Here is a 10958-nt window from a genome sequence, read left to right as displayed (position 1 = left end):
TGTTACAGTGATCGGGTGGCAGACGAAGCGCTCGAACTCGAACCGCTCACCCCGTTCGCAGGACGACGGATGGAGCAGGCCATCGCCGCCGTGCGGGCCGCCATCGACGACGGCCGCATGAAGCCGGGAGTGAAGTATTCGGTCTACCAACTCGCCGAGGGCCTCGGCATCTCCCGCACCCCCGTGCGCGACGCGCTGCTCCGTCTCGAAGAAGTGGGACTCATCAAGTTCGAGGCTCGGCAGGGGTTCCGCATTCTGCTCCCCCAGCCCAAGGAGATCGCCGAGATCTTCGCAGTCCGATTGGCGCTGGAACTTCCCGCCGTCCGCAAGGCCGCGACCGCATCCGACCCCACCCTGTCGGACGCATTACTACGCCAGCAACGCCTGATGCGGGACGCGGCCGCTGTCGGCGACGAACACCAGTTCGCCCACCATGACCTCGGGCTTCACGACATGATCCTCGACGCCGCCGACAACAGCCGGGCCCGGGCGATCGTCAAGACATTGCGCGAGACCACCCGACTGCTCGGGGCCAACACCGCCGACAAGACCAGAACGCTCACCGACATCGACGACGAGCACGCACCCGTCATCGACGCGATCATCGCAGGTGATTCCGACGAGGCAGAAGCCGCGATGCGTAGGCACCTGGAGAACACCGGACGCCTGCTCGTCGCACAGGCTCTCCGCACCGAGGCGTCCGATCGATCCGTCGACGAGATCTGGTCTGCCGTCGTCTGAGGCACACCCACCCGTGAGTACTTATCAACGTCCGGCGGTTAACAAGTACTCACGGGTGCGACATCAGTCCTGCTTGGGCACCCAGTGGTCCGTCACGAGCTCGAAAGATTGTTTGAGCTCGCCGTATGCCGCACGTTGAGCCTCCTCGCCCTCGCCGTACCGCCGAACGGCTGTCTCGTGCGCTGTGGCGAAAGCGGCCTGCACCTCCTTCGATGATCTCCGCAGTGTCTGTGGGAGGTCTGTCCGGTTCACGGCTCCACTCCTTCTCGGTCATGGGCTTGATCTCGTACCCATCGATTGTCCGCCCGGTACCACCGCGACGGAACCGGAGTTGGGCAAGTTTTCCGACGCCGATGGACTGATCAGCCATCGGCAGTCACGAGTCGGTCCGACTCCCGACTGTGGCGGCACAGACCGGGAAACACCAGCATCGGACACCTGCATAGGCAACAATGACTCGGGAAGCTCGCCGCCACGTGAAATTCATTCTCGCCGAAGGGAATTCCGTACCAGAGGAGACTCGATGCCCGTTTCGCCACACACTTTGTTGCAGCACGTCCAGGATCGCACTACCGACCTGCGCCGATGGTTGGATACCGGCGAGAACACCGCCACCCTGACTGCATATCTGCGCGACGAACCCGTCGACCACCGATGGCTCTCCACCTACCGACGACTCACCCACGACCTGCTGCGAGCGGTCGACCACGCCAGCCCGCCCAGGGAACCTCACGACACGCCGGCGCCCAGCGTCGACCGCCAATCGGACCTGCGATGAACGACGACCAACGCCGGGCACTCGAACACGTGCGCGACACGTGCGCGATGCTGCACTGCTTCCTGACCACACACCCGAGCGACCGACCCCCGGAACGGGTCCGCACCGCCACCTTCGAGCAACTCACCGACGACCTCCTCGACGCCGTCACCTCGGCACAGAACGCCGGCGTCCCGGAACAACGCATCTTCGACAGCATGTGACGGATGGTCTTCGTCGGAGTAGGCGCTGCCCAGGTCGATCTCGTTCAGGTCCTCGTCCTGCGATGACGACGCGGGTTGACGACTGACGACGACGATCTCCAGGCGCCGTTCCCCGGCGGCCGATGCCACGGTGACCACCTCGCAGACGCTGTCCTTGCCGAAGTCCGTCAACCGGAGTGGTCCGATCCGCCGATCCAGGGTGAGGCCCCTGCTACCCGGCAGTTCGCCCACCGCACTTCGAGCGCTCGGTCGAGCCGGGCCACCTTCTCACGGGTCAGCTCTGCCCGTTCCCATCGGTGACGGCTCCGCAGGACGGCATCAGCGGCACGGCCGGGATGAGCGACGCCGTCACCGTCAGGGGCGGGGTGGTGGCGATCGCGGTCAACTCGTCGAGGGCCAACGGGATGTTCCGCTGTGCCTGCCGCCTGCCCTCGCGTCGGTGTTGTCGGCGTCGCCGGCTGTAGCGACGATCCGGGTGCCTTCGGGACGGTAAGCGACGACACTGCGTTCGAGCGTGCGGACACCCTGTTGATCTCGAACCAGGTATCCACCGAATCGAGCACCGTACCGTCCGGACGGGTGCCCGACCGAAATCTGGGTGCGGCGGGCACCCTGCCTGCGGCAGACTGTGCCTGGTGATCCTGACGATTTCCACGACGGCGCGCCCGGCAACCGATCTCGGGTACCTGCTGCACAAGCACCCCCATCGGGTTCAGGAGTTCACCCAATCCTGCGGTGTCGCACGCGTGTTCTATCCCGAGGCGAACGAAAATCGTTGCACGGCGGCGCTGTTGCTCGATGTCGATGCGATCCGGCTCGCCCGCACGTCCGGCAGGTCCGCCGACTATGCGCTCGGACAGTATGTCAACGACCGGCCGTACGCCGTGTCATCGCTGCTGTCGGTGGCGTTGGCGGACGTCTTCCGCACTGCCCGTGCCGGACGGTGCACGCTCAAGCCGGAATTGGCCGCGACGCCGATCCCGCTGGAGATTTCGCTGCCCGCACTGCCGTGTCGCGGTGGACCGGAACTGGCCGAACAACTCTTCACGCCACTGGGGTGGACCGTCGAGGCGCGCCCCGTGCCACTCGACGATGCGTTTCCGGAATGGGGCGATTCCCGCTATGTGCGGCTCACCTTGCGCGGCGACATCCGGCTCGCCGACGCCCTGAATCACCTGTATGTACTGCTTCCGGTGCTCGACGACGCCAAGCACTATTGGGTCGCCTCCGACGAGGTCGACAAGCTGATCCGCGCCGGTGGATCCTGGCTCGCGGAGCACCCGGAGAGCACCCTCATCACCCGCCGCTACCTGCGGCATCAGTCCGCCCTGACGCGCTCGGCGTTCGAGCGGCTCGCCGAACTCGGCGACGACGTGGCGGAGCGGTTGGAACCACCGGTCGACGAGGAGCCCGGCAGCGACGCGGCGGGCATTGGGTGCGAGGCGGACACGGCGGCCGCCCCGCCGCTGAACCTGCTTCGGCGCGAGGCGGTCCTCGGAGCGCTCGGCGAACTCGAGGCCCGCACCGTCATCGACCTCGGATGCGGTTCCGGCCAACTCGTTTCCGCGCTGCTCGACGATCCCCGCCTCACCGAGATCGCCGCCGCGGACGTGTCGACCCGGGCGCTGACGATCGCAGCACACCGGCTGCGGCTCGATCGGATGCCGGAGCGCCGCCGCGAGCGTCTGCAACTGTTCCAGGCGGCCCTCACCTACACCGACAGCAGGTTCGCCGGCTACGACGCGGCCGTGTTGATGGAGGTCGTCGAACACATCGACCCGCCGCGGCTCACCGCACTCGAGCAGGTGATCTTCGGTACCGCGCGGCCCGGGCACGTGATCGTGACGACACCCAACTCCGAGTACAACGTGCGCTACCCCGAACTCGAGGGAATGCGTCACCGCGACCACCGCTTCGAGTGGTCCCGGTCCGAATTCCGTTCGTGGGCAAGCAACGTATGCCGGGTCCACGGATACACCGCCGACTTCCGGCCGGTCGGCGAGGACGACCCCGAGGTCGGTCCACCGACTCAGATGGCGGTTTTCGCGCGGGCGGGTGGTTCCGATGCCTGACATCTCTGTGCCGGCTCTGTCGCTGGTGGTTCTCGTGGGTGTGTCCGGCAGTGGCAAGTCCAGCTTCGCGGCGCGGCATTTCGCCCCGACCCAGGTGCTGTCGTCCGACTTCTGCCGGGGGCTGGTCGCCGACGACGAAAACGACCAGGCCGCAACCACGGACGCCTTCGACGTGCTGCTCTATATCGCCGGGACCCGGCTGCGGCGTGGTCTGCTCACGGTCGTCGATGCCACCAATGTGCAGCGCGAAGCACGCAAGGCATTGATCGATCTGGCCAAGTCCCACGACGTCCTGGTCGACGCAATCGTGGTCGACGTTCCCGACGACGTCGCGATCGCGCGCAACGCGACCCGACCGGACCGCGACTTCGGTGCACACGTGATCCGACGGCAGCACAAGGACCTTCGGCGGTCACTGCCGAGGATCGGCCGCGAAGGCTTCCGGCGCGTGCACGTGCTCACCGGAGTCGACGCCATCGACTCGGCGACGGTGTCGACCGAGAAGGCCTGGACCGACCAGCGGGATCTGACCGGTCCGTTCGACATCATCGGCGACGTGCACGGCTGCCGAAGCGAGCTGGAAACGCTGCTGCGCGAACTCGGCTGGCGGCTCCAGCCCGATGGCGCCGGCGCCCACCACCCCGAGGGGCGGACCGCAGTGTTCGTCGGCGACCTGGTCGATCGCGGACCGGACACCCCGGGAGTGCTGCGCCTGGTGATGGGTATGGTGGCGGCCGGAACGGCGCTGTGCGTCTCGGGCAATCACGAACAGAAGCTCGCCCGGGCGCTGCACGGCCGGAAGGTCGCCGCCTCGCACGGTCTGCAGGAGTCGCTCGATCAGCTCGCCGCGGAACCTGACGACTTCCGTAAGTCGGCGCACGCCTTCATCGACGGCCTGATCAGCCACTACGAACTCGACGGCGGCAATCTGGTGGTCGCGCACGCCGGGCTGAAGGAGGCCTACCACGGCCGCGCATCGGCGCGGGTGCGTTCGTTCGCCCTGTACGGCGACACCACCGGTGAGACCGACGAATACGGGCTGCCGGTGCGCTACCCGTGGGCCCAGGAGTACCGCGGACGGGCCGTCGTCGTCTACGGCCACACGCCTGTTCCCGAGACCGAGTGGATCAACAACACCATCTGCCTCGACACCGGAGTCGTCTTCGGCGGCAGACTGACCGCCCTGCGCTACCCCGGCAAGGACATCGTGTCCGTTCCGGCCGAGCAGGTGTGGTTCGAACCGGCGCGACCACTCGAGACGGGGCCGGCCACACCAGGGCGTCGGACACAGCGCGATCCGGCCCTGTTGTCCATCGACGACGTGCGCGGAACACGGCACATCGGCGTCCGGTACAACAAGGGACGCATCAAGGTGCGCGAGGAGAACTCCGCCGCCGCTCTCGAGATCATGAGCCGGTTCGCCGTCGACCCGCGCTGGCTGGTGTACCTGCCGCCGACCATGGCTCCACCCGCCACCTCGAAACTCGACGGCTACCTGGAACACCCCGCGCAGGCCTTCGCCGAGTTCGCGGCGAATGGGATCACCGAGATCGTGTGCGAGGAAAAGCACATGGGTTCCCGGGCGATCGCCGTGCTGGCCCGCGACGCCGCAGCCGCGGCGGAGCGGTTCGGTGTCACCGATGGAAGTTCGGGGATCGTCTGCACCCGCACCGGCCGACCGTTCTTCGACGACCCGGCCACGATGAGCGAACTGGTGGCCCGGCTCCGCACCGCGTGCAGGCCGCTGATGGACGACCTCGAGTCGTCGTGGCTGGCGCTCGATTGCGAGCTGCTGCCGTGGTCGGCGAAGGCCGGAGAACTGATCCGCAGCCAATACGCATCGGTCGGCGCCGCGGCGGGTGCGGCGCTGCCGGACGCGATCACCGCACTGGAACGGGCCGCGGCGCGAGGGTTGGACGTCGCAGACCTGTTGGCTCACACCCGGACCCGCGCGGCCAACGCCCGACGTTTCAGGGACGCGTACGCGCGGTACTGCTGGCCGGTGACCGGCCTGGACGGGGTGCGGCTCGCACCGTTCCACATCCTCGCCTGCGACGGCCGCGCAACCGCGGTCACCGAACCGCACTCATGGCACCTCGCGAAGCTGGCGACACTCGACGATCCCCTCATCGCCGAGACCAAGCACCAGTTCGTCGATCTCACCTCCGACGAGGCCCGGGATTCGGCGACCACCTGGTGGTCGCAACTGACCGATGCCGGCGGCGAGGGCATGGTGGTCAAGCCACTCGGCCTTACACCCACAGAACTGGCACAGAGAAGGATTCAGCCTGGCATCAAGGTGCGGGGACGGGAATACCTGCGAATCATCTACGGCCCCGATTACACCGAGAACCTCGACGTTCTCCGCGACCGCTCACTCGGTCGCAAACGATCGATGGCTCTGCGCGAACATGCCCTCGGTCTCGAGGCGCTGACCAGATTCACCGAAGGTGACCCGCTGTGGCGGGTGCACGAAACGGTGTTCGCGGTTCTCGCGCTCGAATCCGAGCCGGTGGACCCGAGGCTGTAGCCGTCACCGGATGCTCTGCCGGCGTGCGGTGATTGCGCCGTGAGGCCTGTAGCCGCTCCCGGTTCGGGTATGTGTCTCGATCACCTCGAAGCCGGCCTGGGCCAATTGCCGGCCGAGTTCGGCAACCGGCCAACGATGGGCAGTGGTCACGGCATGGTCGAAAGTCTCGACGGTTGCTCCTTCGAAGAAGCCGACCAGAAGCCCTCCGCCCGGTCGGATCACGCGCGCGAACTCGGCGAGCGGAATTTCGATGTCCTGTGGACCGTGATGAATGAGCGAGTACCAGGACAGCACACCACCCAGTGATTCTGTCGCGACGTCCAACGTCTCGAAGCTGCCGACGCCGAAGGAGAGGTCCGGATATTGCGCGCGAGCACGTTCGACGAACTCGGGAACGAGATCAATTCCGCTCACAGCGGCTCCGCACGCGGCCAAGAAGTCGGTCCACTGCCCCGGACCGCACCCGGCGTCGAGCACGGGACCCGTCAGGGCGGCGGCCCAGCTGCTCACCAGGGCCCGATCGGACGGGTGCGTCGAAGTCATGGAGCCGAAGAGATCCGTGTACTCCTGGGATCTGGCCGAGTACGACTCTCGGACGATGTCGCCCGGCTGGATTCTCGTGTTCGCCATGCCGTCAATGATCGTCGATCGGGTGCTGCGAGTGCCGATCCTCCCCGGGGCGAGTCGGCACCTGGCGTCGACAACCGCCGTACGATCGCGTGGACCGCCCACGACGATCCGTTGTCGTCTCGCGATCGGTTGCAGTGTGTGGCAGAGCAGCGTGCAGAAGGATGGAGAGCGGGATGTCCAGCTCAACGGTGACATTGCCATGTTGATCTACTCGATGAGCGTCTCGGTGGACGGCTTCATCGCCGACCGGGAGGGCGGATTCGGGTGGACGGTGCCCAACGACGAGCAGTTCCGTTTCCACGTCGAGCAGATACGCGAGCTCGGCGGCTATCTGTGCGGCCGCAGGCTTTACGAGACCATGCTGCCGTGGGACACGGATCCGTCGATGCGCGACAACGAGCTTCAGGCCGCGTTCGCCGACGTCTGGTGCACTATCCCGAAGGTCGTCTTCAGCCGCACGCTCGACAGCGTTCACGGCAACGCCCGGCTCGCCGAGGCGTCGGTGGCCGAGGAGGCCGCCGCAGCGCTCGACGCGACCGACAAGGACGTCGCGATCGGGGGCGCCGGTCTGGCCGCGGCAGCAATCGAGCTCGGTCTCGTCGACGAGCTGCGCATGTTCCGCAATCCGATCGTCGTCGGAGGCGGCACGCCGTTCCTGCCGCCGGTCACCGAAGACGTCCCGCTGGACCTCGTCGAGACCAGGACGTTCGGCTCGCGCGTGATCTATGAGCGCTACCGGTGCGCCCGCGACGAGTCCTACGGGCCGGAAGCGAGCATCGAACTGTCATAGTGGCACGAACAGTTGCATTCCTCACCACGAAGGATTCGTCGATGACGTTTCGGTTCAAGTCGATACCGATCGCCGGCGTCGTCGTCGCCACGTCGGTGCTGATGGCTGCGTGCAGTTCCCACGGCGGCGAGTCAGCACCCCCCTCGGTGGGAGTGGAAGCAACGTCATCCGTGCCGGCCACACCCGACATTCCGGGATTGCTCCCGACGGCGGACGAGCTGACCGCTCTGTACAACACTGCCCTCGACTACGACGTCCCGTTGTCCGACCGAGTGAATCTGATTCAGGGCGTCGATGACGCCGATCCACGGCTCGCCCAGAAGTTCGTTCAAGAGGGAATGACGGTCGAGTTCCACCTAGTGGTGGACCGTGGCGACGGATCCTTACTCGCCTTCGGCAACCCCGTCTTACAAGGGCAGGCACAGCCGGAAGGGTCTCCGATTCCGTTCGTCGCCGAAGACGGAGCATGGAAGATCGCCAGAAGCTGGGCATGCTCACAGGCCGGCTGCTAGGCAAGGGCTCAGCCGGTTCGCGGCCGCTGTGCGTCCGCGCCCTATGAACTGCTGCCGAATGGTCCGGGTGGCGGCTGGACGGGATAGGCGGCGACGTCCATGAGCACCGAGCCTTCGCACGGGCCGCTGTCGATGTCGGTACGCCAGGAACCGGTCAGCGTCCCGTCTGGCTGCGGTGTGTAGTACGCAACCGAGTGCGCCGGCGCCCACACCTTCGGCACACCCTCGCCCTGGTAGCAGTCCCACTCCCAGTCGTAGGTGTGGACCCAACTGGTCCCGTCCCAGGTGTATCGCGGCGGTAGCGGCAGTGTCGGATTGGCCGGCGTGGGTCCATCGGTCACGGTCGCAACGCAGGAGTCGTCCTTGCAACTCGTCTCGAATCGGTACGTATCGGAGAAGTCGGGCTCCCACTGCCGCGCGGCCAAACTCGTGCCGGTCTTCGTCGCGGCGAAGCGCTTCAGCGAATACTCCCCCGACCAGGACGGCTGCGTCGGTGCCGCCCCCGCAGGCACAGCCCCGGCAACCGACCAGGACGCGATCAACGCGACTATCAGCAGTGACTTGCGCATGACGCGATTGAATCACAGGCGTCGGCAGCGCGGTGGGTGTATGTGTCCCGCGGTGGTAACCGGGATCGCGGCGACCAAGCAGCCCCAGAATGATTGGAGTCGCCCGCTCTGCACAGAGAAACAGGTCGCCGCACGCCTGCCAATCCGCGGAACTCCGCAGATCAGGACCGTGATCAGATCACCGGTCTCGGCAGTGAGTGGCGACCTGTTGCTCGTCGCGATGGTAAGAGTAGTTCGCCCCTCTGACAGAGGGGATCTGATCCGCCCGCTACAGCGCGACCCCCGGCTGTCGACCCGCGAGCCACCTCACGGAACCCTGCGCAACGCTGCGCCTTGTCGACGACGATGAGTTTTGCAGTGGTTCCCAGTCTGTACCTACATCGATCAAAACGTGACTCGAGGAGAACGACATGACCGCGACCTACACCTTCGACGTCTTTTCCAGCCTCGACGGCTACGGCGGCGTCAGCGGCGGCGACTGGGGAGGATACTGGGGCAAGCAGGGCCCCGAGTTGCTCGACCACCGCCTTTCCTTGTACGAGTCGGAGCAGCGGATGGTCTTCGGGGCCAACACGTATCGGGCATTTGCGCAAATGCTGGCATCGAGCACCGAAGAGTCCGAAGTGCGTGACCCGTGGGTCACGCGGATGAGGAGTCTGCCTGCAACGGTGGTGTCGACGAGGTTGAAAGGACCTCTCGACTGGCCGGACGCGACCATCGTGAGCGGTGACGCCGTCGACATCGTCGCCCGGCTCAAGCAGGAGTCCGACGTGCCGCTGCGCTCCCACGGCAGCCTGTCGATGAACCGGGCGCTGTTGGCCGCCGGACTCGTCGACCGCCTGCAGGTGACGCTCTTCCCAGTGATCACCGGTCAGACCGGTGACGACCCGATCTTCCAGGGTGCGGCCGACTTCGACCTGGAACTGCTCGAGAACCGGACGCTCGACGGTCACATTCAGGAGCTCATCTACCGACCCACGCTCCATTGACCTACCGATTCCCGATGCGCGAGTAGAATTACCGCTCCGTCTTCGACGGATCGGCATACCGGATGACATCATCCGTGGATGGACACACGCCGAACGATCGATCTCGGGGTTCCTGTCCTCTTCGTCCAAACTCTGGAGGGCGGCGCCGGGATCCAGAACGGCGACCTGAGCTCCGATTCGTGTGGACGTCTCATCGTCATGGGCACCGACTTCGTCGTGGTCTACACGGGTGTGACATACGGCCCGGCGGAGGTCGGCATCAGCGTACGGACCACACCGCCGACGACCACGATGACCGAGTGGGAGACGATCGAGGAAGGCACGTTCGCGGTGACTGGCCCACACTCACTGATCCCGCATCCTGCAGGGACCGAGACCTCCATCGAGGACATCGCGGGAGTGACCACGGTGGACGACATCTCGCCCGGTTCATGGCACATCCGGGTCCACGCGCGAGGACGGGACGCCGACCGGGGCGACGTGGCTGTCTTGCTGCAGCTGTCGCCCACCGAGCACCCGTTGCCACTGACGACTGCGAAAGTCGGCGACTCCTACCTCCCCCGGATGCTCACCACAGTTCCGACCCGGCCGGCGCCCTCACCCGCCACAGACCCTGCCGGCACGATTCATCGTTCCGCTGTCCTGCAGGAAGACGCCGCCCACGCGGTCATCGAGCAGTGGACGCGGATCGCCCACTGGATCCGCACACACCTGACCCCCGCGCCGATCGCCGGTGCGGACCGGGCACAGATCACCCAGGCCGTCGACGCCACCGGCGTCGAGTGGCCATACGAGCTGACGGCATTCTTCGAGCAGATCAGCGGATTTCCGCACGAGAATTGGGTGGCGTTGTTGCCGGCCCACGAACTGTTCGACCTCGAACGCCTCGTCGAGGAGCGGCAGATGGAACTCGACACCTGGGGAGAGCTCGACGAAGAAATGGGCGGCGCACCCGCGGGTGGCAATTCCGCAGGCGAGACCGCGTTCACCTACCTGCCCGGGTTCATCCCGTTCGGCGGTGGATGGACGCCCGCTGTGACCGACGGGAAACTGAACTGGCAGTGCCGGCCCTGAAACCGCGCACCGATCAGGACTTGTCTGCTGGACTCTGTACACGGATGTCGAGAATGTGGCGCCGACTCCG

The 10958-nt window shown here is 66.2% G+C and carries 13 protein-coding genes; 9 read left to right on the top strand and 4 right to left on the bottom strand.

The annotated features are described in order from the left end of the window. The first annotated feature begins 15 nt into the window (after window positions 1-15). Window positions 16-741, top strand: a complete 726-nt coding sequence (locus BLV94_RS43470) for a GntR family transcriptional regulator (protein ID WP_072941586.1) — start codon at window positions 16-18, stop codon at window positions 739-741. 63 nt (window positions 742-804) lie between these two features. On the opposite strand, the gene BLV94_RS43465 is transcribed toward BLV94_RS43470, so the two are convergent. Then, entirely contained in the window at window positions 805-993 is a 189-nt protein-coding gene (locus BLV94_RS43465; protein WP_072941588.1) for a ChaB family protein, read from the bottom strand. Window positions 994-1264: 271 nt separating this feature from the next. Between BLV94_RS43465 and BLV94_RS43460 the strand changes: the two genes are divergently transcribed. Both BLV94_RS43460 and BLV94_RS43455 read left to right on the top strand, forming a co-directional pair. Then, window positions 1265-1519 (top strand): hypothetical protein, encoded by a 255-nt coding sequence (locus tag BLV94_RS43460; protein ID WP_174705489.1) that lies wholly within the window; start codon window positions 1265-1267, stop codon window positions 1517-1519. After that, window positions 1516-1722, top strand: a complete 207-nt coding sequence (locus BLV94_RS43455) for a hypothetical protein (RefSeq protein WP_072941917.1) — start codon at window positions 1516-1518, stop codon at window positions 1720-1722. Before BLV94_RS43460 ends, BLV94_RS43455 begins: the two co-directional genes overlap by 4 nt. Before the next feature lie 274 nt (window positions 1723-1996). Here the strand turns inward: BLV94_RS43455 and BLV94_RS51650 are convergent, their stop codons facing one another. After that, window positions 1997-2122: a hypothetical protein gene (locus BLV94_RS51650; RefSeq protein ID WP_255314973.1), complete on the bottom strand. Its 126-nt coding sequence runs from the start codon at window positions 2120-2122 to the stop codon at window positions 1997-1999. A 235-nt stretch (window positions 2123-2357) separates the two neighbouring features. On the opposite strand from BLV94_RS51650, the gene BLV94_RS43445 reads away from it, so the two are divergent. Both BLV94_RS43445 and BLV94_RS43440 read left to right on the top strand, forming a co-directional pair. Beyond that, window positions 2358-3794 (top strand): 3' terminal RNA ribose 2'-O-methyltransferase Hen1, encoded by a 1437-nt coding sequence (locus BLV94_RS43445; RefSeq protein WP_072941590.1) that lies wholly within the window; start codon window positions 2358-2360, stop codon window positions 3792-3794. Then, complete coding sequence (locus BLV94_RS43440; protein WP_072941922.1) at window positions 3787-6324, top strand: polynucleotide kinase-phosphatase; 2538 nt, start codon at window positions 3787-3789, stop codon at window positions 6322-6324. Before BLV94_RS43445 ends, BLV94_RS43440 begins: the two co-directional genes overlap by 8 nt. 3 nt (window positions 6325-6327) lie before the next feature. On the opposite strand, the gene BLV94_RS43435 is transcribed toward BLV94_RS43440, so the two are convergent. Next, window positions 6328-6954 (bottom strand): class I SAM-dependent methyltransferase, encoded by a 627-nt coding sequence (locus BLV94_RS43435; protein ID WP_143051465.1) that lies wholly within the window; start codon window positions 6952-6954, stop codon window positions 6328-6330. Between the two features lie 199 nt (window positions 6955-7153). Here BLV94_RS43435 and BLV94_RS43430 point away from each other — a divergent pair, with 199 nt between their 5' ends. Continuing rightward, the gene (locus tag BLV94_RS43430) at window positions 7154-7744 is read left to right on the top strand and encodes a dihydrofolate reductase family protein (protein ID WP_072941926.1); all 591 of its coding nucleotides are present in this window, start codon (window positions 7154-7156) and stop codon (window positions 7742-7744) included. A gap of 41 nt (window positions 7745-7785) precedes the next feature. Next, on the top strand, window positions 7786-8256 hold the full coding sequence (locus BLV94_RS43425; RefSeq protein WP_072941929.1) for an MTB12 C-terminal domain-containing protein: 471 nt from the start codon (window positions 7786-7788) through the stop codon (window positions 8254-8256). 41 nt (window positions 8257-8297) lie between these two features. Here BLV94_RS43425 and BLV94_RS43420 read toward each other — a convergent pair whose 3' ends face one another. Further along, on the bottom strand, window positions 8298-8825 hold the full coding sequence (locus tag BLV94_RS43420) for an Rv2253 family sensor-like surface protein (RefSeq protein ID WP_072941593.1): 528 nt from the start codon (window positions 8823-8825) through the stop codon (window positions 8298-8300). Between the two features lie 410 nt (window positions 8826-9235). Between BLV94_RS43420 and BLV94_RS43410 the strand changes: the two genes are divergently transcribed. Together BLV94_RS43410 and BLV94_RS43405 are read left to right on the top strand one after the other, a co-directional pair. Then, window positions 9236-9814 carry a dihydrofolate reductase family protein gene (locus tag BLV94_RS43410; RefSeq protein WP_072941597.1) on the top strand — a complete coding sequence of 193 codons (579 nt, stop codon included), beginning with the start codon at window positions 9236-9238 and terminating at the stop codon, window positions 9812-9814. Between the two features lie 78 nt (window positions 9815-9892). Further along, window positions 9893-10888: an SMI1/KNR4 family protein gene (locus tag BLV94_RS43405; protein ID WP_072941599.1), complete on the top strand. Its 996-nt coding sequence runs from the start codon at window positions 9893-9895 to the stop codon at window positions 10886-10888. The last annotated feature ends 70 nt before the right edge of the window (window positions 10889-10958 follow it).

The organism is Rhodococcus koreensis (assembly GCF_900105905.1).
GTDB lineage: Bacteria > Actinomycetota > Actinomycetes > Mycobacteriales > Mycobacteriaceae > Rhodococcus_F > Rhodococcus_F koreensis.
The sequence above is the reverse complement of the archived record's forward strand: the minus strand, read 5'-3'. Positions and strand labels throughout refer to the sequence as shown.

Bases quoted from the DNA above. Each gene is read 5' to 3' on its own strand.
- BLV94_RS43435 (WP_143051465.1), bottom strand. From the start codon at position 6,954: ATGGCGAACACGAGAATCCAGCCGGGCGACATCGTCCGAGAGTCGTAC.
- BLV94_RS43440 (WP_072941922.1), top strand. From the start codon at position 3,787: ATGCCTGACATCTCTGTGCCGGCTCTGTCGCTGGTGGTTCTCGTGGGT.
- BLV94_RS43455 (WP_072941917.1), top strand. From the start codon at position 1,516: ATGAACGACGACCAACGCCGGGCACTCGAACACGTGCGCGACACGTGC.
- BLV94_RS43425 (WP_072941929.1), top strand. From the start codon at position 7,786: ATGACGTTTCGGTTCAAGTCGATACCGATCGCCGGCGTCGTCGTCGCC.
- BLV94_RS43420 (WP_072941593.1), bottom strand. From the start codon at position 8,825: ATGCGCAAGTCACTGCTGATAGTCGCGTTGATCGCGTCCTGGTCGGTT.
- BLV94_RS43410 (WP_072941597.1), top strand. From the start codon at position 9,236: ATGACCGCGACCTACACCTTCGACGTCTTTTCCAGCCTCGACGGCTAC.
- BLV94_RS43460 (WP_174705489.1), top strand. From the start codon at position 1,265: ATGCCCGTTTCGCCACACACTTTGTTGCAGCACGTCCAGGATCGCACT.
- BLV94_RS43430 (WP_072941926.1), top strand. From the start codon at position 7,154: ATGTTGATCTACTCGATGAGCGTCTCGGTGGACGGCTTCATCGCCGAC.
- BLV94_RS43405 (WP_072941599.1), top strand. From the start codon at position 9,893: ATGGACACACGCCGAACGATCGATCTCGGGGTTCCTGTCCTCTTCGTC.